Here is a 20,582-nt window from a genome sequence, read left to right as displayed (position 1 = left end):
CCCCCCCCCCCCCCCCCCCCCCCCCCCCCCCCCCCCCCCCCCCCCCCCCCCCCCCACCCCGCCCCCCCCCCCCCCCCCCCCCCCGGCTTGTTTTTGCGATGCGCGGCTGGCAGTAGTTTCCGGGATTGACTTTCCGTCGCAGCCATCTGGCGGACCTTGCACTGTCCCGGAATCCCAAACATGCCCTTTTCGATCGCGACCTGGAACATCAATTCCGTCCGCCTGCGCATGCCGCTCGTCGAACGCCTGCTTGTCGAACAGGCACCGGACGTGCTCTGCCTGCAGGAAACCAAAGTTCCGGACGAACTGTTTCCCGAGAAGGCGTTTCGCAAGCTCGGCTATCAGCACATCGCCTTCCACGGCCAGAAGGGCTATCACGGCGTGGCGACGGTGGCGCGCCGGCCGATCGCGATTGTCGAAAAGCGCCGCTTCTGCGAGATCGAGGACTGCCGACATCTGTCGGTCACCGTGCGGGCCGGCGGCAAGGCGATCCTGCTGCACAATTTCTATGTTCCGGCCGGCGGCGACGAGCCCGACCCAGTTATCAACCGCAAGTTCAAGCACAAGCTGGATTTCGTCGCCGAAATGAACGCCGTCCGCGCCGAGCACGACGAAGTGTCCGGCTCGATCCTGGTCGGTGACCTCAACATCGCGCCGCTCGAGCACGATGTCTGGTCGCACAAGCAGCTCCTGAAAGTGGTCAGCCATACGCCGGTCGAGACGGAAAATTTCGAGGCGATGCGGCTCGCCGGCGACTGGGTCGACCTGATGCGGCTCAACGTGCCTTACGAGCAGAAGCTCTACACCTGGTGGAGCTATCGCGCGCAGGATTGGCAAGCGTCGGATCGCGGCCGGCGGCTCGACCATGTCTGGTCGTCGCCGAACCTGGTGCCGAGCTTTGCCGGCTACGAGATCCTGCGGCCGGCGCGCGGCTGGCAACGGCCGTCGGACCATGTGCCGGTGATCGCTCGGTTCGACCTGGATTAGGTGTATCGATATTCAGATGGGGCCGGCCTGCGAATGGTGGTCTCCTGCCCTTCCGGTGCTCACGTACTCAAAAGTACGCTCCGCTCCGGTTCTCGGATCCCATCATTCTCGGCTCGGCCTGATCTGAATCTGGACACACCTCAGCCCCTGTCGCCCCTGATCCGACTGGCTTTCACGGTCTGTTGCGAGAGCGAGTTGCAAAAGCATCCGGTGTCAGTCGTCGAAACGCGGCGCCAGCTTCTCGATGCGGCGGATCATTGCCAGAAAATCCTCGGAGATGCGCTGGTGCAGGTGGACCGCGATATCGGGGTATTCCTCCAGGATGCGGTGGAACATCTTGCGGCTGAGCCGCAGCACTTCCGAATCGATCTCGGCGGATGCGCTGGTCAGCCGGTTGGTGTCGGCGATCAGCGCCAGTTCGCTCAGCATCGTACCGGGGCCGGCCGTGCCTATCGGAACGCGGGCGCCATCCTGCTCGCGATACAGCACGATGCGCCCGCTGACCACGATATAGGCGCAATCGGCCTCGTCGTCCTCGCGGTAGAGCTTGTGGTCGGCCTGCAGCCTGGTGGTTTCCGCGCCAAAGGCGAGCAGACGCAGCTGTTCCGCCGTGAAGCTCTCGAAGAGCCTCACGGCGGACAGGATGCGGATGTCGTCATCCAACGCCATCTAGCTGTGTCCCCGAACGGCCAGTCCAATCCTCCATTGGAGCGCCGAGCGTTCCTTTGGACGCGGCAAAGGACGCTCTAAACGCTTTGAAATCGACGCATCGGGCTTTCCAAAAAACGAATCGGGTTTTTGGGCCGTTGCGTCAGCGAGCTCGATCCAGAACCACCTCCAGTCTCAGGATCGTACCCCAAAAGCGGCGCCTCCCCTAACCGCTGATTGAATGATTAAATGTTTAAGGAACCAGCTTGTAGCCACCACTTTCTGTCACAAGAATTTCTGCGTTGGAAGGATCGCGCTCGATCTTCTGGCGCAGCCGATAGACATGGGTTTCCAGCGTGTGCGTGGTGACGCCGGAATTGTAGCCCCACACTTCCTCGAGCAGCACGTCGCGCGTCACCACCTTCTGGTCGGCGCGATAGAGATACTTGATGATCGAGGCTTCCTTTTCGGTCAGCCGCACCTTGGCGCCGCGCTGGTCGATCAGAAGCTTCTGGCTAGGCTTGAACGTGTAGGGGCCGACCGAAAAGGTGGCGTCTTCGCTCTGCTCATGCTGGCGAAGCTGGGCACGGATGCGGGCCAGGAGAACCGCGAAGCGGAACGGCTTGACCACATAGTCGTTGGCGCCGGCTTCGAGGCCGAGAATCGTGTCGGAATCGGTGTCGTGTCCTGTCAGCATGATGATAGGCGACTTGTAGCCGCCCTTGCGCAATATCTTCACCGCCTCTCGGCCATCCATGTCGGGGAGGCCGACATCCATGATGAGCAGATCGATGATGCCGCCGCGGGCCGTGGCGATGCCTTTGGCGGCGGTTGATTCCTGCAGGACGTCGAATTCTTCATAGAGAGACAATTGCTCGACGAGCGTGCCGCGCAGGTCGTCATCGTCATCGACGATCAGAATGGTGCGTGAAGTCATGGATCAATCCGTTGTTTTGAAAAGAAAATTCAGTTGACCGCTGCCTGTTTATGCGGAAGCTGACCGGCACAACAGCCGATCACAATGATTTGTTCCGTGGCACGATCATACAAGAAAAAACGCGCGTGCAATGAGGCGAGCGCATTTTTGCGAAAAGGGCTTCGTGTTCTCACCGTGCGCGCCAGGCCCGGCCACCCCAGCCAGGGACTTCTGCAGGCTGGCAAACTGGTGTTTTCCTGTGCGCTGGGGCGCGGCGGCATATCGGCCGGCAAGCGCGAAGGCGATGGCGCCACGCCGCTTGGGTCGATGCGGATACTGTCGGGATATTTCCGTAACGATCATTTTCCCGGCGGCCGCAAAACCCGGCTGGCGATGGCGCCGATCGGTCGCGATCTTGGCTGGTGCGAAGTGCCTGAGGACCGCAACTACAACCGTCCGGTCAAGATTCCCTATGGCGCCAGCCACGAGCGGATGCTGCGCGCCGACCGGCTTTATGACGCCTGCCTGGTGCTCGACTGGAACATTGCGCCGCGTCGCCGCGGACGCGGCAGCGCCATCTTCTTTCATTTGGCGCGCCCCGACTTCACACCGACGCAAGGCTGCGTCGCGGTGACAGCACGCACGATGGCCCGGCTGTTGCCGCTGCTGTCGGACCGCACGGTGATGAGGGTGGTGAGGTAGGGGAATAGGGGAATAGGGGAATAGGGGAATAGGGCAGGAAGAAAGTGTCAGTAGGATTGCGCGGACGCGCCGCTTCCTTCGTTTTCGTACTCCCCTACTCCCCTACTCCCCTACTCCCCTACTCCCCTACGTCCGCGGCCTCTGCCAGCCAATATCGAGCAGACCCAACCGGCCGAGTTCCCGGTCCATCGCGCGCGCGACATCCTTGGGCTCGGCGCCGATGTCGCGCAATTGCCGGTCCGAAAGGTCGTCGACGTTCTCGGGCGGGAGGTTGACCGCCATTTTTGCATGGCGGAACCAATCAGACACCGCGCGCAGCCAGGCCGGGCGGATGGTTACAGGACTCAAGCCGATGTGAGACATGGTGCAATCCGGCTTCTCCGGACATCAAGTCCGGTTTGATGTTTGTTCGTTGGTCACATCATGACGGATTGAAATTAAAACGAGAAACGAGTAGTTTTCTCTGCATCTTCAAGTTTTGTTTGAGGATTGAAAATGCTCGACAGACCTCTCCTCGTCCTATTCTGATGGCGCGCCTGCTGCCTGGAACCCGTGCCCTGAGGACGCTGGAAGCAGCCGCCCGGCACCTCAATTTCACCCGCGCCGCGGACGAACTTGGCCTGACCCCGGCCGCGGTCAGCCACCAGATCAAGGAAATCGAGGATCAGCTCGGCATCGTGCTGTTCACGCGCACCAGCCGCACCATCCGGCTGACCGAGGCGGGCGCGGTGCTGTTCGAGGCCTCGACCGACGCGCTCGACCTGCTTGGCCGCGCCGTCTCACGGGCGCACAAGCTGGCGCGTGGAACGGCGTTGCTGAAAGTGACACTCGACGCCCAGTTCGCGACAAAATGGCTGATGCGACGCGTCGACGATTTTCGCAAGCAGCGGCCGGGCATCGAGCTCCGCTTCGACATTGCTTCTGAATTGCGCGATTTCGACCTGGACGACGTCGATGTCGGCATCCGTTTCGGCGCGGGAAAATATCCGGGACTTTGCACCCACCGGCTGTTCGACAACATCATCATCCCTGTGTGCAGCCCCAGCCTGCTGGCCTCCGGCCCGCCGCTGCGCGAGCCACGCGATCTCTTCCATCACACGCTCGCCCATATCGAGTGGGCGCGACAGGGCGTGACCTGGCCAAATTGGCGGATGTGGATGGCGGCGGCCGGCGTCGACGATTTCGACGACAGCCGGACGATCGTGTTCGGCACCTCGACCGACGCCGTTCAGGCCGCGCTCGACGGCAATGCCGTTGCGCTCGCCGATTTTGCCATGGTGGCAAACGACCTTTCCGAGGGCCGGCTGATCCGGCCCTTCGAACTTGGCATCAAGGTTCCGCCCGACTTCGCCTACTTCCTGGTCTATCCCGTCGCATCCGCCAACGACCCCAGGATCGTGGCGTTCAGGGATTGGCTCCTCAACGAAGTTCACAACCCGCAGTCGGAGCCGACGCTTGGATGAGCTTCAAGTCGCCCTGAGTGATCAGCCGGCAGTCGTCGACCTATTTTCATGGCGGCAGCGTCAGCCCGTGACATCCGCCGCGCCGAACCAACCGATCACCGCGCCGATGATAAGCAGCACGCCGAGCCAGTGGCCGCAGTCGTTGATGGTCAAATCCCAGTCGAACCCTTGGTAGCGATGATTGACGGATAGCGTCGTGGCGACGAATCCGAACCAGAGAACGAAGCCGAAGACGAGCCCGGCAACGAGGCTCGGTTCGCCACCGGTCATCGCTGCGACGATCAGAGACATGACGAGCGCCATGACAATTTCCGCGACGAAGCTGATTACGAAGGGCAGCGGCGATTTACTCATGGTCGCCGGATCAAGCCTAGTGGCCTTTAGCCACGGCTTGCTCAGGCCCATGTACCAGGCAGCGCCGAACAACCACGCCACCACCGCGGCGACGATCACCGCCAGCCAGTTCACTGCTGAAAAATCCATGATTTCCTCCCCGGAAGCATGTCGCTCAAAAGCGTGCCCCCCGGGCCCGAGCCGGGGTGCCCAGCGGTTTTGGGACAACGGCATGCGTATTCTCAAAATCGAAGCGTGATGGAACGCCTGTTCGGCGATGCCGTCAAGAAAACCGCCAGACGGTGGTGCGTTTGACCAGCGCGTCCTCCAGCGCCCGGGTTACCGACACCTCGTAGACGGCGAGCGGCTCCAGTCCAGCTTTCGGCAGATAGGAGCGGCCGGGATCGCCGACGAGGATGTCGGCGCCACGCGCCTTGAGCGTCGCGAACCATGGCTTCAGCCGGTCGGCGAAGGATTTGTCGTAGAAGACGTCACCGGCCAGGACCACATCCCAGCCCGCATCGGTTCCGATGCAGTCGGTGCCAAGAAACATTATCCCGACGCCATTCGCCTCGGCGTTGAGGCGGATCGCGGTCGCGCAGAACGGGTCGATGTCGGCGGCGATCACCTCTGCCGCGCCGGCCTTCACTGCCGCAATGGCGACAAGGCCGGAACCGGAGGCAAAGTCGAGCACGCGCTTGCCCTGCACATCAGACGGATTGTCGAGGATGTAGCGGGCAAGGCCCTGGCCGCCGGCCCAGGCGAAGGCCCAGAAAGGCGGCGGCAGACCGATTTCGGCCAGTTCGTCCTCTGTCCGCTGCCACAGATCATGCGCCTCGTCGGCCAGATGCAGCAGCATCTCCGGCACATGCGGCGGTGCCATCAGCGCCGTGTTGTCGAGGATGAAGTTTCTCGCGCTGTTTGGCGTCAGCGCCGTCACGGCGCCGGCGTCAGGTCGCCCATGCGGCAGACCTCTTTCCATTCGGCCGGCGTCACCGGCTGCACGGAAAGCCGTCCGAGTCGGACCAGCGCCATCTCGGCAAGCTTGGGGTTGGCCTTGACCTGCTCCAGCGTCACCGGCTTCGGCACATCCTTGACGGCGCGGATATCGACACATTCCCAGCGCGAATCGTCAGTAGTGGTGTCCTGATGGGCCAGCGCGCAGACCTCGACGATGCCGACCACGTCGAGCCCGTCGTTGGAATGGTAGAAGAAGCCGAGATCGCCGATCTGCATCGCCTTCATGTTGTTGCGCGCCGCATAGTTGCGCACGCCGTCCCATTGCGTGCCGACCTTGCCCTTCGCCTTGAGGTCCTCGAAGGAGAAGACCGAGGGTTCGGATTTGAACAGCCAGTAGTTCATTTTTTGCTCCTCCGCGGCTGGAGATCAGCTACAGCGCCGCGCGTCTTTCAGACGCGCAAAGGACGCTGTAGCACTTTGATTTTGCGCATGATCCTTTCCGAAAATCGATTCCGATTTTCGGAGTCATGCACTCACTGGCTTGTTGAAGGTCCAATTCCATTGCCGGATTTCGACACTTTCGAACAGCCCTGCCCTGGCAAAGGGGTCTGCCGCCGATAGCGCTTCTGCCGCCTCCAGATCGGGCGCCTCAACCACGACGAGGCTGCCGTTCGGCTTGCCGTCTGCGTCGAGGAACGGACCGGCGAAGGCCAGCTTGTTCTCGCCGTTCAGTCCCTCCAAAAAGGCAACATGCTCGGGCCGCGTATCGAGCCGCACCTGCAGGCTTCCAGGCTTGTCCCTGCAAATCAGCGCAAACAGCATCTTTCCATCTCCGGATTGTTCAACATTACACGTCGGTTTCGGTCTTCAGCGGCCTTGTCATCAGCGCCGACACAGCCTGGCGGATGGTGATCGTGCCGTCCAGTATGGCGGCGACGGCGGTGATGATCGGCGCGTCGATGTTGCGCTCGGTGGCGATGCGGGCGGCGATCGCCGCCGTCGGCACCCCTTCGGCCAGGGGCAGCCCGGCAAGCGGCTTGCCTTGCCCCAGCGCCAGCCCGTAGGCGAAATTGCGCGACTGGGCGGACGAGCAGGTGAGCAACAGGTCGCCGAGACCGGAAAGTCCCATCAGCGTTTCCGGCCTGGCGCCGAAGGCGGCGCCGATGCGGCGCAATTCGACGAAGCCGCGCGTCACCATGGCGGCCTGGGCGCTGGCGCCGAGCTCGGCGCCGGTGACCGCACCGGCGGCAATGGCGAAGACGTTCTTCAACGCGCCGCCGATCTCGACGCCGATGAGGTCGTCACTCGAATAGCAGCGCAAATTCTGCGCCGAAAAGCGCGCGGCCAGGTCGGCCGCCAGACCCTCATTGCCGGCGGCGACCACCACGGCCGTCGGCAGCCCCCTGGCGACGTCAGTGGCGAAGCTCGGCCCGGACAGGGCGGCGACCGGATTTTCAGGCAGGATCTCTCCAGCGATCGCCGACAGCAATGCGCCGGTGTCGCGCTCGATGCCCTTGGCGCAGAGGACCAGCGGGACGTCTTTCGGCATATGGGCTTTCGCGGTGGCCAGCATGGCGCGCAGCGACTGCGCCGGCGCCACCGCCAGCACGCAGTCGGCGCCGTCGAGCGCAGCCTCGATATCACTCGTTGCCACGATGCCGGCCTGAAGCGCGATGCCAGGCAGATAGCGCGGATTTTCGCCACGGTCGATCGCGGCGACGGTCTCCAAGTCGCGCGCATAGAGGCGGACGAAATGGCCGGCGCGCAACATGGCCAGCGCCAGCGCCGTGCCCCAGGCACCGCCGCCGAGCACGGCAACGCGCCAGCCGCTTGGTACCTTGTGCCCGCTGCCGCTCATGCCTTGGCTCCGCGCCGGCCCGAGCCGACCATCGGAGCGGAGATGCTGTCCAGCGGCCAGCGCGAACGCGGCACGAAATCAGCGGTGTTTTCACCCGATATGCCGGCGCGCAGCCGCTCGATGCCGGCCCAGGCGATCATCGCCGCATTGTCGGTGCAGAGCTTGAGCGGCGGCGCGACGAAGGCAAAGCCGGCCTTCTCGCACAGGGCTTCGAGTGTGGTCTTGATCGTCCGGTTGGCGGCGACACCGCCTGCAACGACGAGCGCAGGCTTCAGCTCGCTCGGAAACTCCTGGCGGAAACGGTTCAGCGCCCTCGAAACACGGTCATCCAGCGCATCCGCAACCGCCGCCTGGAAGGAGGCGCTGATGTCGGCGACGTCCTGATCGCTCAAAGGAGCAATGGCCGTCGCTGCCTGGCGCACGGCGGTCTTCAGCCCGGAAAAGGAAAAATCGGGCTGCGCCGAGCCCTTCATCGGTCGTGGGAAGGCGAAGCGCGCGGCGTCGCCGGTCGCCGCCGCCTTCTCGACATTTGGCCCGCCTGGATAGGGCAGGCCGAGCATCTTGGCCGTCTTGTCAAAAGCTTCGCCGAGCGCATCGTCGATGGTTGTTGCCCAGCGCTGGTAGTCGCCAACGCCGCGCACCGCGACGATCTGCGTGTGGCCGCCGGACACCAGCAGCAACAGATAGGGAAAGTCGAGCCCGTCGGTCAGCCGCGCGGTCAGCGCATGGCCTTCGAGGTGGTTGATGGCGATCAGCGGCTTGTTCGCCGCGGCTGCGATCGCCTTGGCCGTCATCAGCCCGACGATCAGACCGCCGACGAGGCCGGGGCCGGCGGTCGCAGCGATCGCGTCGATATCGGCGAGATCGACGCCTGAATCGGCAAGCGCGGCCTCGATGATGCCGTCCAGCGCCTCGACATGGGCGCGCGCGGCGATTTCCGGGACGACGCCGCCGAAGGCGGCATGCTCTTCGATCTGGCTGAGCACGATATCAGACAGGATTTTCGGCGCGCCGCCGCCATCCAGCGCTACGACGCTGGCGGCGGTCTCGTCGCAACTCGTCTCAATGCCCAGAACGCGGATCAATTCGTTGCCATCCCTGGAGATTGTGCAACCAGCCTTTCCCCGTTAGGAGAAAGCCCGGAAACGGCCTCGATCTGCCGGGGGTTATCACGGACAGCGCGCCATGCAAACAACCTTGAAAATCGGAACACGCGGCAGCCCGCTGGCGCTGGCGCAGGCGTATGAAACGCAGGCGCGGCTGATGGCCGCTCACGGCATGCCGGTTGAGGCATTCGAGGTGGTCGTCATCTCGACCAGCGGCGATCGCATCCAGGACCGGCCGCTGTCGGAAGCCGGCGGCAAGGGGCTGTTCACCAAGGAAATCGAGGAGGCGCTGCTGGCGCGCCGCATCGACATCGCCGTGCATTCGTCGAAGGACATGCCGACGGTGTTGCCCGACGGGCTGGAACTGTCTGCCTTCCTGCCGCGCGAGGATGCCCGCGACGCCTTCGTCGGCAAGGCGGCCAAAACGATCGCCGGATTGCCGCACGGCGCGAAGGTCGGTTCGTCGTCGCTCAGGCGTCAGGCGCTGATCCGGCGGATGCGGCCGGACCTCGACGTGGTAATGTTCCGCGGCAATGTGCAGACGCGGCTGCGCAAGCTCGACGAGGGCGTCGCCGACGGCACCATCCTTGCCTATGCCGGGCTGAAGCGGCTCGGGCTCGAAGATGTCATCACCGACCTGATGCCGCTCGACAGCTTTCCGCCGGCGCCGGGGCAAGGCGCGATCTGCATCGAAAGCCGCATCGGCGACCTCGATGTGGAAAGGATGCTGACGGCAGTCCATGACGTGCCGACCGGGCAGGCGCTGGCCTGCGAACGGGCTTTCCTGGCGGCGCTCGACGGTTCCTGCCGCACGCCGATTGCCGGCCATGCGACGATATCGGCCGAAACGGTGTTCTTCGGCGGGCTGATCATCTCGCCGGACGGCGTGCAATCGCATGAGGTCAAGGCGGAAGGCCCGGCGCAGGATGCCGCGCGCATCGGCGACGATGCCGCCAGGACCGTGCGGGCCAAGGCCGGCGAAAAATTCTTCGACGGCTGGGCCTGACATGCGTCCCGTCCTGGTGACGAGGCCGGAGCCGGGCGCCTCGCGCACGGCACAGCGGCTTGAAGACCTGGGTTTTAAGCCGATCCTGCTGCCGCTGACCGAAACGGTGGCGCTGCCGGTTGATCCGGACAGGGTCGCAGCCAATGCCGCGGCCGTTGCCGTCACCAGCGCCAATGCCGTGCGCCATGCGCCGAAAGAAATCAGCACGGCGCTCGCCGGTTTGCCTTGCCATGCCGTCGGCAGACGGACAGCGCAGGCCGCCCGTGCGGCCGGGTTTCTGTCGGTCAGCGAAGGGCCGGGCGATGCCGAGGCGCTGGCGGATGCGCTTGCCGGCGATTGCGCCGGACAACCCATCGTCTATTTGTGCGGGCGGGTGCGTTATTCGGGTTTCGAGCAGCGGCTGCAGTCGGCAGGCGTTCAGGTTCGCGCCGTCGAGACCTATGACACTGTCGCGCTGGATTATTCCGACGAGGCCGTTCTTGCGCGCTTGTCCGGCCGGCCGGTCGAGGCGGTGCTGCTCTTTTCGGCCAAGGCCGCCACAGCGCTGCAGGCACTGGCTGGGCGGCCGGCGCTGCGTGAGCTTTTTAAAAAGACATGTTTTTTTGCGCTGTCCGGACGTATCGCCGCAGCCTTGGAGACGGTTGCCTCAGAACAGCTCCGCGTTGCGCCGGAGCCCAGCGAGGAGGCGCTGCTGGAGCTTTTGCGGACGTCGCCTTGACCCCGTGTCATCACGCCGCCCCTTTTCACCGCTTGGTGATGTGCTAGACCCTTCCTGAACCATCCCGAAGCAAAATTTGCGGAGCCCAAGCATGGTCAAGACGCCGAAGATGCGGCATTCGAAAAGCCGTCGCGAGCCGGTGACCATCGAGCTCGATCCCGGCGCTGTCTCGCGCGTTGCCGACGAGGATGCCGCCAACGGGCGGACCGACGAGGCGAAGGCGGAGGAGGCGGCAAGCGCGTCGCAGCCGGAAGCGCCTGAAGAACCCGTCCATGCCGACCAGACCGACATCGAGCCGTGGGAACATGCCGAAGCGGCCCCGCCGGACGGCTCGGAACAGCCGGCCGAGGGCGGTGCCAAAACTCCTGAAGGGCCCAAACCGACTTATCCGGCCGGCTCGGAGGCATCGGCGAAGCGGGCCTTCGACTACAGTTTCGACGACGCAGCGGCCAAGGACGCCTCGGCCAAGGCGGGCGCCGCAGACGCGCCGAAGGAAACCCAGGCAGGGACTGAAGACATGGCAGCGCAGCCGAAGCGTGGCGGCATCAACGGCATCGCTGCCGGCATTATCGGCGGCGTCATCGCGCTGGCTGCCGCCGGAGGGCTGCAGTTTGCCGGCCTGCTCGGCGCGCCAGGGGTTGGCGATTTATCCTCGAGCGGCGTGTCGCTCGATGGCGTCAACAGCGAAATCGCTGCGCTGAAGAGCGAGATTGCCGGGCTCAAGGATACAGCCGGCAACAATGACGCCTCGGCCAAGGTGGACGGGCTGTCGTCAGCGCTGGATCAGGTCAAGACGGATGTCGCGGCGCTGAAATCGGCGATCGAGCAGGGCGGAGCAGGCGACACAGTCGGGCTTGCAGCCCTCGGCGACAAGGTCAGGCAGATCGAGACGGCGGTTGCGGCGCTTGGCCAGACCGGCAACACGGCGCCGGTCGATCTCGGACCGCTCAACGAAAAGCTGGCCGGGCTCGACGCGGCGGTGAAATCCGCCGGCGAGACGGCGAAGGCACAGGACGGCCGGCTTGCAGCGCTGGAACAGTCGGTGTCTCAGCTTTCCGGCAAGGTCGAGGCACAGGCCGGGCAGCCCAAGGTTGCGCTCGCCATCGCCGCATCGGCGCTGAAGGCAGCACTCGACCGTGGTGCGCCATTCGCCGCCGAACTCGAAACCTTTGCGGCGATTTCGCCGGATGCTCCAGAGATCGCAGCCTTGCGTCCCTACGCCGAAACGGGCGTTCCGACCCGGGCGGAGATCGCAACCGAAATGCCTGCCGCCGCCAATGCCATGGTCGCTGCCTCCGAGCCCGTCGACCAGAATGCCGGCTTCCTGCAAAACCTGCTGTCGAGCGCGCAATCGCTGGTCAAGGTCAGGCCGATCGGTGCAGTCGAAGGCGCTGGCGCTCCGGAAATCGTCGCTCGCATGGAGGTGGCGGTCGATCAGGGCGATTACGCCAAGGCGCTCAGCGAATACGATATGCTGCCCGAGGCGGTGAAGGCGGCCGGCGCCGATTTTGCCGGCAAACTGAAGGCGCGAATCGAGGTCGAGAAGCAGGTCGACGCGCTGATCGCCAGTGCGATGAAGGCGTGAGGGAAACCCGATGATTCGCATTCTGCTTTTCCTCGCCGTGGTTTTCGCGCTCGGGCTGGGTTTCGCCTGGCTGGCCGACCGGCCAGGCGAGATGGTCGTCACCTTCAGCGGCTATCAATACCAGGTCAGCCTGATGGTGGCAGCGGTGGCGGTCGTTGCCGTGGTTGCCGCGGTGATGATCGTCTGGTGGCTGCTCAAGGCGCTGTGGAACAGCCCCTACACCATCTCGCGCTATTTCCGCGTGCGCCGTCGCGATCGTGGCTATCAGGCGCTGTCGACCGGCATGATTGCCGCCGGCGCCGGTGACGGGGCGCTCGCCCGCAAGAAGACCAAGGAAGCGGCAAAGCTGATCCGCTCCGACCAGGAGCCGCTGATCCAATTGCTGGAGGCGCAAGCCTCGCTGCTCGAAGGCGACCATGAGGGTGCCCGCGAAAAGTTCGAGACCATGCTCGACGATCCCGAAATGCGGCTGCTCGGCCTGCGCGGGCTTTATCTCGAGGCCGAACGCCTCGGCGACCGCAACGCGGCGCGGCACTACGCCGGCCGCGCCGCGGCGATGGCGCCGCAGTTAGCCTGGGCCGCCGAATCGACGCTGGAAGACCTGACCGGGCGCGGCGACTGGGACGGCGCGCTGAAACTGGTCGAGGCGCAGAAATCGACGCGGCAGATCGAGCGCGATGCCGCCAACCGGCGTCGCGCCGTGCTGCTCACCGCCAAGGCGCGGGCGCTGATCGACAGCGATCCCAATGCCGCCAAAACCGCTGCTCTGGAGGCCAACCGGTTGCGGCCGGATTTCGCGCCGGCGGCGGGGATCGCAGCCAAACTGCTGTTCAGACAGAATGATGTGCGCAAGGGCGCGAAGATCCTCGAAACGGCGTGGAAAGCCGAGCCGCATCCAGAGATCGCCGAGCTTTACACCCACGCCCGGCCAGGCGATGCCGTGCTCGACCGGCTGAACCGGGCGAAGAAGCTGCAGGAGATGAAGAAGAACCACGCCGAATCGTCGCTGGCGGTGGCGCGCGCCGCGCTCGACGCGCAGGACTTTTCAACCGCCCGCAAAGAGGCCGAGGCGGCTATCCGCATGGATCGCCGCGAAGGCGCCTATCTGCTTCTGGCCGACATCGAGGAGGCAGAGACCGGCGATCAGGGCAAGGTGCGGCAGCTTTTGTCCAAGGCAGTGCGTGCGCCGCGCGATCCGGCCTGGGTCGCCGACGGCGTCGTTTCCGAACGCTGGGCGCCGGTGTCGCCGATCACCGGCAAGCTCGACGCCTTCGAGTGGCGTGCGCCGATGGAGCGGCTCGGCCAACTCATCGACAGTGACGAGGATGCGCCGGACGCCGCGGTGCCGACAATTGCAGCGCCAACGAAGCCGGAAAAGGAAAATGTGATCGAGCTGAACCCCGCTGGTTCGGCCGAAAGACCGACCGCTGTGGCGGCATCGGAAACTGACGAAGACGATGTTGCGCCGGTCACCGCCACGGCGTCTGCCGCAGTGCCGCCGGATGGCGACGCTGCCGAACCGGCGGAGGAAATGGCCCGGCTGCCCGACGATCCGGGCGTCGACCCAGACGACGAAGACCAAAAACCACCACGCAAGTTTCGATTGTTTTGATTTGGCTGCGCTTGATAGTTTTGCCTGATGAGAAGTAAGAATCACATGTTCGAACGCGTTCTGTCGTTTCTGAAGGACCTGCCGGCAGCCGGCAGTGCCCGCAACAACGCCGATGATCCGCGCGTTGCCGCATCCGCCCTTCTCTACCATGTGATGAGTGCCGACGGCGTGCGTCAGGATGCCGAATGGGAGCGGTTCAAGGCGGTGCTGGCGGAAAGCTATTCGATCAGCGGCGACGAGCTCGACGCGCTTGCCGCTGCCGGCGAGCGGGCCGACAATGAGGCGATCGACCTCTACGCCTTCACCAGCGTTTTGAAGCGTCAGCTCGATCCGGACGCGCGAAAAGCCTTCATCGGCCTGATGTGGGAAATCGTCTATGCCGATGGCGAATTGCACGAGCTCGAGGACAATATCGTCTGGCGCGTCGCCGAGCTGATGGATGTCGAACGCCACGACCGCGTCGAGGCACGCCGCAAGGCGGCCGCCGAAGTGCCGGGCGCGGCTGGAACATCGAGCGACGAATAGACGGGATTTCCCCATGCCACCCACGCCGAGGCCGAGACCAAAAATCCTGATCGTGCTGCATCAGGAGAGTTCGAGCCCCGGGCGCGTCGGCCACATGCTTATCGAAGAAGGCTTCGACCTTGATCTCCGCTGCCCGCCGCTCGGCGACGCCTTGCCGGAAACACTGGACGGTCATGCCGGAACCGTGGTGTTCGGCGGACCGATGAGCGCCAATGACGAGGACGATTTCGTCCGCCGTGAGACCGACTGGCTAAAAGTGCCGCTCCGGGAGAACCGGCCGTTGCTCGGCATCTGCCTCGGCGCGCAGATGCTGGTCAACCATCTTGGCGGCAAGGTCGAGGGTCATGGCGAGGGGCTGGTCGAGATCGGCTGGTATCCGCTGACAGCGACCGAGGACGGCAAGAAGCTGATGCGCTGGCCTGAGATGGTCTATCAGTTTCACCGCGAGGGCTTTTCGCTGCCGAAGGACGCGACGCTGCTGGCGACGGCCGAAACCTATCCCAACCAGGCCTTTCGCTATGGCGACAATGCCTGGGGCATCCAGTTCCATGGCGAATTGACAAGGGCGATGATGCAGCGCGCCGGGCATCGGCGCCATCTGCGTTGCCATCTGGCTGGCCGGACATCCGATCCGCAACCATGCCGGCCTGGTCATGCTCGGCTTCGTCGCGCTGTTCGGCGCCTTCACGGTGCTGTTCGGCCTTTCCACCATCACCTGGCTGTCGATCGCAGCGCTCGCCTTGCTCGGCGCCGCCGACATGTTCAGCGTCTACATCAGAGAGACGCTGATCCAGCTGTGGACGCCGGACAAGGTTCGCGGCCGCGTCAACGCCGTCAATCAGGTTTTCGTCGGCGCCTCCAACGAACTCGGCGAATTCCGCGCCGGCACCATGGCGGCATTGATCGGCACCGTGCCCGCGGTGGTGATCGGCGGCGTCGGCGCAGTCGTTGTCGCCGGGCTGTGGGCGGTGCTGTTCCCGCAGTTGCGCAAGGTGCGCCACCTCAACGGGCGAAACTGATCCCAGGGCGCTCTGATCCGGGCAAACTAGACCAGATCAGGACAGCGCCGGTTTGCCGAAGATCGTCTGCAGGAATTCGCCGAGCCAGCGCTTGAGATGCATGTCCCAGATCAGCCGGCCGCCGAGATGATCGCGACCGGGCTGCGCGCCAGGCAACTCGAAGCGATGCGCGCCGCGAACGACCCAGCGCCGAACGCAACAGTCCCAGGCCCCAAGGGCCGAGTTCGAGGATGTCGCGCGCATAGACCGGCAGCAGCGCCGTGGCGCCGGACAAAAGCACGGCGAACAAATCGAGCGAAATGGCGCCGAGCACGATCTTCTCGCTCCAGATATAACCGAAGCCGGCAAACAGGGTCTGCATCGTCGGCCTGTCGGTCTCGCTGCGCTGGGCAGGCTTTGGGATGGTGAAGACCAGCACCGCAGCGACAAACATCAGAACGGCAGCGGTGCCGTATGCCGCTTGCGCCGAGAGCCCGTAGAGCAGGCCGCCGGCGACCGGTCCGACGATGGTCGCCGTCTGCCAGGCGGACGAATTCCAGGCGATCGCGTTGCCGAAATCCTCCGGCGGCACGAGGTTGGCGAACAGCGACGCCGCTGCCGGTCCGAAGAAGGCGCGCGCGATGCCGAACATGGCGAGCACGCCGAAGATCAATCCCGGTCCGCTAAGACCGCGCAGCGTCAGCAGCAGCAGGGCCAGCGCGCAGATCGCCTCCAGCAGCACCATCAGCGCCATGATCAGGCGGCGGCCGAAACGGTCAGCGACCACCCCGGTGATCAGCACCAGCAGCAGCGAAGGCAGGAACTGGACAATGCCGACAAGGCCGAGATCGAACGGATCGCGGGTCAGGTCGTAGACCTGCCAGCCGACGGCGACGGATACAATCTGGGTGGCGAATGTGGCGAGGAAGCGTGCCGCCCAATAGCTCAGGAAGGGTTTGTGCCGGAAGGCGGCATAGCGCCGGTCGGGCGGTGCGTGAGGTTCGGGTGTCATGAATCAGGCCCCGTGGCAAGGAAGTCGGCCGGCGGGGCACTTCCACGAGGGCGCTGGTCCGACCACCGCGCTTTTAGCGCAGTTCGGTGCGAGGCGCGCGCAAAAATCGGCTCTGGATCAAGGATTTCCGGCTACCATGCTAATTGCACAGCTCGGCGGAGGTGGAAGGGTTATTAGGCGCGCAGGTCGAGTTCTCCCCGCGCCCCCTCTTGTCCTGCCGGACATCTCCCCCCCAAGGGGGGAGATTGGACGTCGCGACGGCTTTCGCCAATCTCGAGCGTCAAAGGCGACTTCGAGCGCGTCAGACCGTGGCCTTGGGCTTCCTGGTCTTCTTGACCGGCGCCGGCGGGGCGGCCTTGCGGCCAAGGCCGATCGCCTTCGCCAACTGCGAGCGCGAGGCCGCATAGGTCGGGGCGACCATCGGATAGTCAGCCGGCAAGCCCCATTTGGCTCGGTAGGCATCCGGCGTCAGTCCGAAATGAACGCCGATATGGCGCTTCAGCGATTTGAACTTCTTGCCGTCTTCGAGGCAGATGATGTAATCCGGCGTCACCGATTTCTTGGGATTGACCGCCGGGATCAGCGGTGCTGCGACCGGAACGGCGGGCTGGCCGAGCCCACCTATCGACGCGCTGACGCTGGCGATGAGATCGCCGAGGCCGGAAGCGGGCAAGCGGTTCTTCTCGACGTAAGCGGACACGATGTGAGCGGTCAGCTCGAGAAGGTCGATGTCCTTGCGGGCTTTGTTGCTGTCGTCGGTCAATCTATTTTCTCCGTTAGTGGGGTCGCAGAATTCCTAGTCGGCAAATCTGCATAACGCAATGACGCTGCACCACGCTACACATTATTTTGAATAACAATACTAACGGCCGGGCCAGATCAACAGGTTTGGGCCCGAACCGCTATAATATCAGACAATCAGGGATTTGTCGCGCCACAGTCGAAATCCCCCGTCGAAGGCGCGTGTGTTGTCGCCACGCCTGCAACCGGCAGGCAATTCGTCGAGTTTGTCGACATTGCCGCCGCCGATGACCACATAGTCAGGCTGAAGGGCGGCGCGCAGCCGCTCGACTACGTCGAAAACGTGTTTGCGCCATTTCTTCTTGCCGCGCTTTTCGAGGCCGCGTTCGCCGACATAGTCCTCGAAGCTGCTGCCCTTCTTGTAGGGAAGATGCGCGAGTTCCATCGGCTGGGCGACGTTGTCGAGGATCATCGCAGCACCGAGTCCGGTTCCGAGACCCAGGAACAGCATGCGCCCGCCTTCATAGCTGCCGACGGCCTGCATCAGCGCGTCGTTGACCAGCTTCACCGGCTTGCCGAACTGCGTTGCGAAGTCAAATCCGACCCAACCCTTGCCGAGATTGGCGGGGTCGGCCAGTGGCCTGTTGTGGTGCACCGGGCCGGGATAACCGATCGAGACGACATCGTAGGGCAAGCCATCGGCGAGCGTCTGCACGACGGCGATCATTTGCTGCGGCCTCAGGCCGGGCCCCGAATCGGCTCTGCGCTCCTCGCCGCCGGCGCTGGTGAGGATCTTGACATGGGAGCCGCCGATATCGATCGCAAGCACGATCTTTTCGCTTTCCGGTGCCGGCTTTTTCGCCGCTTTGGCCATTGCGTCGCCTCTGAGTTCATTTCGCCGGGTTGATCCAGCCGTTCGGCGGTCCGAACCCGGCCATCGCATCGGCGGGACCCCATGCTCCCGGCTCATAGAGGTGTGGCGGCGTGGTATCGCCAAGCACCGGGCCGACGATCCGCCAGGCAAGCTCGCTGGCATCCTGGCGAGTGAACAACTGGCCGTTGCCGTTCATGGCGTCGCCGATCAGCCGCTCATAGGGCGGCATGTCGCCCTTGCTGTCGTCGAGCGCGGTGAGTTCGACCTGCTCGCCGATCATGTCGTCACCAGCGGCCTTGCGCTGGGCGCCGATCGAGATCGCCACCTGCGGGTCGATGCGGAAACGGACGTGATTCGCATCTCCGGGTTTGATCGGGTCGAAGACGTCGAGCGGCGGCCGCTTCAGCCGCACGATGACCTCGGTGGCGTGCACCGGCATGCATTTGCCGGCGCGGATGAAGAAGGGCACGTCCCGCCAGCGCCAGGTGTCGACGAGGAAACGCACCGCCGCGAAGGTCTCGACCGGCGAATTCAGCGCGACGCCCGGCTCGCTGAGATAGCCTTTGAACTGGCCGCGCACGACATCGTCACTGGTCAGCGTCCGGATCGCCCGCAGCACCTGCACCTTCTCGTCGATCAGATCGTCGGCCGAGCGGCCAACGGGCGGCTCCATGGCCAGCAGCAGCAGGATGTTGAGCAGATGGTTCTCGATGACGTCGCGGATGCAGCCGACCTCGTCGTAGAAGCGGCCGCGGCCTTCGACGCCGAAATCCTCGGCCATGGTGATCTGCACGCTCTCGACGAAATTGCGGTTCCAGATCGGCTCGAGAAAGGAATTGGCGAAGCGGAAATAGAGCAGGTTCTGGATCGCCTCCTTGCCGAGATAATGGTCGATGCGAAAGATCGACTGCTCGTCGAACACCAGGTGAAGGACCCGGTTCAGCCAGCGCGCCGATTGCAGATCGTGACCGAACGGCTTTTCCACCATCAGGCGCGCGCCCTGGGCTGCGCCCGACTGTTCCAGGCCCTGGATGACCGTCTCGAACATGGTCGGCGGCACCGCCAGATAGTGCAGCGGGTGCTGCGCGGTCCCGAGCGCGCTTTTCAGCTTCTCGAATGTCGCGGCGCTGCGGTAGTCGCCGCTGACATAGCGAAGCAGCGAGGCAAGTTTCGCGAATATCTTCTCGTCGACCTTGCCGATGGCCTTGACGATGCCGTCGTGGGCCCGCGCCTGCAACTGCTTCAGGTCCCAGGCGTCGAAAGCGACGCCGATCACCGGTTCGGTGAGCGTTCCCTTGGCGACCATGGCGTAAAGTGCCGGGAAGATTTTTTTGTGGGCGAGGTCGCCGGTCGCCCCGAAAAGCACCAGCGTGTCGGACCGTTCCTGGTTCATGAGCGTGTCTTCCCCGTCACGAGCCGATCTTCGGCTTTTCGACATGGCCGCCAAAGGCATAGCGCATGGCGGATAGCAGCTTGTCGGCGAATTCGGCTTCGCCTTGCGAGGCGAACCGGTCGAACAGGGCCGAGGACAGAACCGGCGCCGGCACGCCTGTGTCGATCGCCGCCTTCAGCGTCCAGCGGCCTTCGCCGGAATCCGAAACCCGTCCGCCGAACTGCGTCAGCCCCGAATCGGCCTTCAATACGCCCGCCGTGAGGTCGAGCAGCCAGGAGCCGATGACGCTGCCATGCCGCCAGACCTCGGCTACCTCGGCGATATCGATGTCGAACTGGTAATATTGCGGGTTTTCCAATGGACTGGTTTCGGCGTCGGCCGTCCGCTGTCGCTTGCCGGCATTCGCCGACTTCAGGATGTTCATGCCCTCGGCATAGGCGGCCATGACGCCGTATTCGATGCCGTTGTGGACCATCTTGACGAAATGGCCGGCGCCGCTCGGTCCGCAGTGGAGATAGCCGAACGGGGCGGTTCCGGCATCCTTGCCGGGGGCGGGCACCCCGGCATCGGCGCCTGGAGCCAGGGTGGCGAAGACCGGGTCGAGATGCTGGACCGCGCTGTCGGGGCCGCCGATCATCAGGCAATAGCCGCGCTCGAGGCCCCAGACGCCGCCGCTGGTGCCGACATCGACATAGTTCAAGCCTTTCAATGCCAGGCGCGCGGCATGGTCGACAGCCTCGTGATAATAGGAATTGCCGCCGTCGACGATGATGTCGCCCGGCTCCATCAGGTCGGCCACCTGGTCGACGATCCGGCTGGTGATCGCCGCCGGCAGCATCAGCCAGGCGCTGCGCGGCTTGGTCAGCTTGCCGACGAACTCCTCCATCGAAGCGGCTCCGATCGCGCCAGCCGTCACAAGGGCTTCAACGCTGGCCGGGTTGATGTCGTAGACCACGCATTCATGGCCATCCCGCAGCAGGCGCCGCACCATGTTGGCGCCCATCCTGCCCAGTCCCATCATTCCGATCTGCATGTTTTTCGTCCTGCTTCTTGAGGGATAGAAGATCTACTGGCTCTATTGTAGGAGCATGATCTTTTCCGAAAACCGGTTTCCACTTTTCGCTAACGCGGACCTTCGGTTCGGG

The 20,582-nt window shown here is 64.3% G+C and carries 22 protein-coding genes and 2 pseudogenes; 10 read left to right on the top strand and 14 right to left on the bottom strand.

Features of this window, described 5'->3' with window-relative positions:
• Positions 1-180: 180 nt before the first annotated feature.
• Entirely contained in the window at positions 181-987 is an 807-nt protein-coding gene (locus AC0L15_RS22490) for an exodeoxyribonuclease III (protein ID WP_287248283.1), read from the top strand.
• A 213-nt stretch (positions 988-1,200) separates the two neighbouring features.
• Here the strand turns inward: AC0L15_RS22490 and AC0L15_RS22485 are convergent, their stop codons facing one another.
• Positions 1,201-1,656 (bottom strand): cyclic nucleotide-binding domain-containing protein, encoded by a 456-nt coding sequence (locus tag AC0L15_RS22485; RefSeq protein WP_287067302.1) that lies wholly within the window; start codon positions 1,654-1,656, stop codon positions 1,201-1,203.
• 232 nt (positions 1,657-1,888) lie between these two features.
• Positions 1,889-2,572: a response regulator transcription factor gene (locus AC0L15_RS22480; RefSeq protein WP_027155919.1), complete on the bottom strand. Its 684-nt coding sequence runs from the start codon at positions 2,570-2,572 to the stop codon at positions 1,889-1,891.
• Positions 2,573-2,656: 84 nt separating this feature from the next.
• Between AC0L15_RS22480 and AC0L15_RS22475 the strand changes: the two genes are divergently transcribed.
• Entirely contained in the window at positions 2,657-3,253 is a 597-nt protein-coding gene (locus tag AC0L15_RS22475; protein WP_027155920.1) for a L,D-transpeptidase family protein, read from the top strand.
• A gap of 126 nt (positions 3,254-3,379) precedes the next feature.
• Here AC0L15_RS22475 and AC0L15_RS22470 read toward each other — a convergent pair whose 3' ends face one another.
• Positions 3,380-3,616 (bottom strand): hypothetical protein, encoded by a 237-nt coding sequence (locus tag AC0L15_RS22470; protein WP_473497098.1) that lies wholly within the window; start codon positions 3,614-3,616, stop codon positions 3,380-3,382.
• A gap of 164 nt (positions 3,617-3,780) precedes the next feature.
• Between AC0L15_RS22470 and gcvA the strand changes: the two genes are divergently transcribed.
• Complete coding sequence (gene gcvA, locus AC0L15_RS22465) at positions 3,781-4,716, top strand: transcriptional regulator GcvA (RefSeq protein ID WP_287058980.1); 936 nt, start codon at positions 3,781-3,783, stop codon at positions 4,714-4,716.
• A gap of 60 nt (positions 4,717-4,776) precedes the next feature.
• Here gcvA and AC0L15_RS22460 read toward each other — a convergent pair whose 3' ends face one another.
• The 6 genes from AC0L15_RS22460 to tsaD form a co-directional block, all read right to left on the bottom strand.
• Positions 4,777-5,199: a DUF1761 domain-containing protein gene (locus AC0L15_RS22460; protein WP_287248286.1), complete on the bottom strand. Its 423-nt coding sequence runs from the start codon at positions 5,197-5,199 to the stop codon at positions 4,777-4,779.
• A 133-nt stretch (positions 5,200-5,332) separates the two neighbouring features.
• Positions 5,333-5,932, bottom strand: a complete 600-nt coding sequence (locus tag AC0L15_RS22455; protein WP_198032686.1) for a class I SAM-dependent methyltransferase — start codon at positions 5,930-5,932, stop codon at positions 5,333-5,335.
• A gap of 53 nt (positions 5,933-5,985) precedes the next feature.
• Complete coding sequence (locus tag AC0L15_RS22450) at positions 5,986-6,411, bottom strand: EVE domain-containing protein (protein ID WP_473497095.1); 426 nt, start codon at positions 6,409-6,411, stop codon at positions 5,986-5,988.
• A 123-nt stretch (positions 6,412-6,534) separates the two neighbouring features.
• Complete coding sequence (locus AC0L15_RS22445; protein ID WP_287248289.1) at positions 6,535-6,831, bottom strand: YciI-like protein; 297 nt, start codon at positions 6,829-6,831, stop codon at positions 6,535-6,537.
• A gap of 25 nt (positions 6,832-6,856) precedes the next feature.
• Positions 6,857-7,867, bottom strand: a complete 1,011-nt coding sequence (locus AC0L15_RS22440; RefSeq protein WP_236384588.1) for an NAD(P)H-dependent glycerol-3-phosphate dehydrogenase — start codon at positions 7,865-7,867, stop codon at positions 6,857-6,859.
• Positions 7,864-8,949, bottom strand: coding sequence for a tRNA (adenosine(37)-N6)-threonylcarbamoyltransferase complex transferase subunit TsaD (gene tsaD, locus AC0L15_RS22435; protein WP_473497103.1), 1,086 nt, complete (start codon positions 8,947-8,949; stop codon positions 7,864-7,866). The genes AC0L15_RS22440 and tsaD overlap by 4 nt, the downstream gene beginning before the upstream one ends.
• A 103-nt stretch (positions 8,950-9,052) precedes the next feature.
• On the opposite strand from tsaD, the gene hemC reads away from it, so the two are divergent.
• The 7 genes and pseudogenes from hemC to AC0L15_RS22400 form a co-directional block, all read left to right on the top strand.
• The gene (gene hemC / locus AC0L15_RS22430) at positions 9,053-9,979 is read left to right on the top strand and encodes a hydroxymethylbilane synthase (protein ID WP_473497093.1); all 927 of its coding nucleotides are present in this window, start codon (positions 9,053-9,055) and stop codon (positions 9,977-9,979) included.
• A 1-nt stretch (position 9,980) separates the two neighbouring features.
• On the top strand, positions 9,981-10,697 hold the full coding sequence (locus AC0L15_RS22425; protein ID WP_473497091.1) for a uroporphyrinogen-III synthase: 717 nt from the start codon (positions 9,981-9,983) through the stop codon (positions 10,695-10,697).
• 91 nt (positions 10,698-10,788) lie between these two features.
• The gene (locus tag AC0L15_RS22420) at positions 10,789-12,282 is read left to right on the top strand and encodes a COG4223 family protein (protein WP_473497090.1); all 1,494 of its coding nucleotides are present in this window, start codon (positions 10,789-10,791) and stop codon (positions 12,280-12,282) included.
• A gap of 10 nt (positions 12,283-12,292) precedes the next feature.
• Positions 12,293-13,894 carry a heme biosynthesis HemY N-terminal domain-containing protein gene (locus tag AC0L15_RS22415; RefSeq protein ID WP_473497089.1) on the top strand — a complete coding sequence of 534 codons (1,602 nt, stop codon included), beginning with the start codon at positions 12,293-12,295 and terminating at the stop codon, positions 13,892-13,894.
• A 45-nt stretch (positions 13,895-13,939) separates the two neighbouring features.
• A complete protein-coding gene (locus AC0L15_RS22410; protein WP_287248298.1) occupies positions 13,940-14,419 on the top strand; it encodes a tellurite resistance TerB family protein in 480 nt (159 codons plus the stop codon).
• 13 nt (positions 14,420-14,432) lie between these two features.
• Positions 14,433-15,041 (top strand): annotated as a pseudogene (locus AC0L15_RS22405) (glutamine amidotransferase); the annotation flags it as partial.
• Positions 14,995-15,438 (top strand): annotated as a pseudogene (locus AC0L15_RS22400) (MFS transporter); the annotation flags it as partial. The pseudogenes AC0L15_RS22405 and AC0L15_RS22400, both read left to right, overlap by 47 nt.
• Here AC0L15_RS22400 and AC0L15_RS22395 read toward each other — a convergent pair.
• The 5 genes from AC0L15_RS22395 to gnd form a co-directional block, all read right to left on the bottom strand.
• The gene (locus AC0L15_RS22395) at positions 15,422-16,429 is read right to left on the bottom strand and encodes an MFS transporter (RefSeq protein WP_473497087.1); all 1,008 of its coding nucleotides are present in this window, start codon (positions 16,427-16,429) and stop codon (positions 15,422-15,424) included. The pseudogene AC0L15_RS22400 and the gene AC0L15_RS22395 overlap by 17 nt on opposite strands.
• Before the next feature lie 301 nt (positions 16,430-16,730).
• On the bottom strand, positions 16,731-17,192 hold the full coding sequence (locus tag AC0L15_RS22390; protein WP_023800548.1) for a Ros/MucR family transcriptional regulator: 462 nt from the start codon (positions 17,190-17,192) through the stop codon (positions 16,731-16,733).
• 147 nt (positions 17,193-17,339) lie between these two features.
• Positions 17,340-18,044 (bottom strand): ROK family protein, encoded by a 705-nt coding sequence (locus AC0L15_RS22385; RefSeq protein ID WP_287248303.1) that lies wholly within the window; start codon positions 18,042-18,044, stop codon positions 17,340-17,342.
• Positions 18,045-18,060: 16 nt separating this feature from the next.
• Positions 18,061-19,437, bottom strand: coding sequence for a glucose-6-phosphate dehydrogenase (gene zwf, locus AC0L15_RS22380; protein ID WP_287248305.1), 1,377 nt, complete (start codon positions 19,435-19,437; stop codon positions 18,061-18,063).
• A 16-nt stretch (positions 19,438-19,453) separates the two neighbouring features.
• Positions 19,454-20,470 carry a phosphogluconate dehydrogenase (NAD(+)-dependent, decarboxylating) gene (gene gnd / locus AC0L15_RS22375; protein WP_287248308.1) on the bottom strand — a complete coding sequence of 339 codons (1,017 nt, stop codon included), beginning with the start codon at positions 20,468-20,470 and terminating at the stop codon, positions 19,454-19,456.
• Positions 20,471-20,582 lie beyond the last annotated feature (112 nt).

Source organism: Mesorhizobium sp. WSM4846 (genome assembly GCF_055811415.1).
The sequence above is the reverse complement of the archived record's forward strand: the minus strand, read 5'-3'. Positions and strand labels throughout refer to the sequence as shown.

Coding starts and splice junctions, on each gene's coding strand:
- hemC (WP_473497093.1), top strand. CDS start 9,053: ATGCAAACAACCTTGAAAATCGGAACACGCGGCAGCCCGCTGGCGCTG.
- gcvA (WP_287058980.1), top strand. CDS start 3,781: ATGGCGCGCCTGCTGCCTGGAACCCGTGCCCTGAGGACGCTGGAAGCA.
- AC0L15_RS22420 (WP_473497090.1), top strand. CDS start 10,789: ATGGTCAAGACGCCGAAGATGCGGCATTCGAAAAGCCGTCGCGAGCCG.
- AC0L15_RS22445 (WP_287248289.1), bottom strand. CDS start 6,831: ATGCTGTTTGCGCTGATTTGCAGGGACAAGCCTGGAAGCCTGCAGGTG.
- AC0L15_RS22460 (WP_287248286.1), bottom strand. CDS start 5,199: ATGGATTTTTCAGCAGTGAACTGGCTGGCGGTGATCGTCGCCGCGGTG.
- AC0L15_RS22455 (WP_198032686.1), bottom strand. CDS start 5,932: ATGGCACCGCCGCATGTGCCGGAGATGCTGCTGCATCTGGCCGACGAG.
- AC0L15_RS22425 (WP_473497091.1), top strand. CDS start 9,981: ATGCGTCCCGTCCTGGTGACGAGGCCGGAGCCGGGCGCCTCGCGCACG.
- AC0L15_RS22475 (WP_027155920.1), top strand. CDS start 2,657: ATGATTTGTTCCGTGGCACGATCATACAAGAAAAAACGCGCGTGCAAT.
- AC0L15_RS22395 (WP_473497087.1), bottom strand. CDS start 16,429: ATGACACCCGAACCTCACGCACCGCCCGACCGGCGCTATGCCGCCTTC.
- AC0L15_RS22485 (WP_287067302.1), bottom strand. CDS start 1,656: ATGGCGTTGGATGACGACATCCGCATCCTGTCCGCCGTGAGGCTCTTC.
- AC0L15_RS22385 (WP_287248303.1), bottom strand. CDS start 18,044: ATGGCCAAAGCGGCGAAAAAGCCGGCACCGGAAAGCGAAAAGATCGTG.
- zwf (WP_287248305.1), bottom strand. CDS start 19,437: ATGAACCAGGAACGGTCCGACACGCTGGTGCTTTTCGGGGCGACCGGC.
- AC0L15_RS22490 (WP_287248283.1), top strand. CDS start 181: ATGCCCTTTTCGATCGCGACCTGGAACATCAATTCCGTCCGCCTGCGC.
- AC0L15_RS22440 (WP_236384588.1), bottom strand. CDS start 7,867: ATGAGCGGCAGCGGGCACAAGGTACCAAGCGGCTGGCGCGTTGCCGTG.
- AC0L15_RS22480 (WP_027155919.1), bottom strand. CDS start 2,572: ATGACTTCACGCACCATTCTGATCGTCGATGACGATGACGACCTGCGC.
- AC0L15_RS22410 (WP_287248298.1), top strand. CDS start 13,940: ATGTTCGAACGCGTTCTGTCGTTTCTGAAGGACCTGCCGGCAGCCGGC.
- gnd (WP_287248308.1), bottom strand. CDS start 20,470: ATGCAGATCGGAATGATGGGACTGGGCAGGATGGGCGCCAACATGGTG.
- AC0L15_RS22470 (WP_473497098.1), bottom strand. CDS start 3,616: ATGTCTCACATCGGCTTGAGTCCTGTAACCATCCGCCCGGCCTGGCTG.
- AC0L15_RS22450 (WP_473497095.1), bottom strand. CDS start 6,411: ATGAACTACTGGCTGTTCAAATCCGAACCCTCGGTCTTCTCCTTCGAG.
- AC0L15_RS22415 (WP_473497089.1), top strand. CDS start 12,293: ATGATTCGCATTCTGCTTTTCCTCGCCGTGGTTTTCGCGCTCGGGCTG.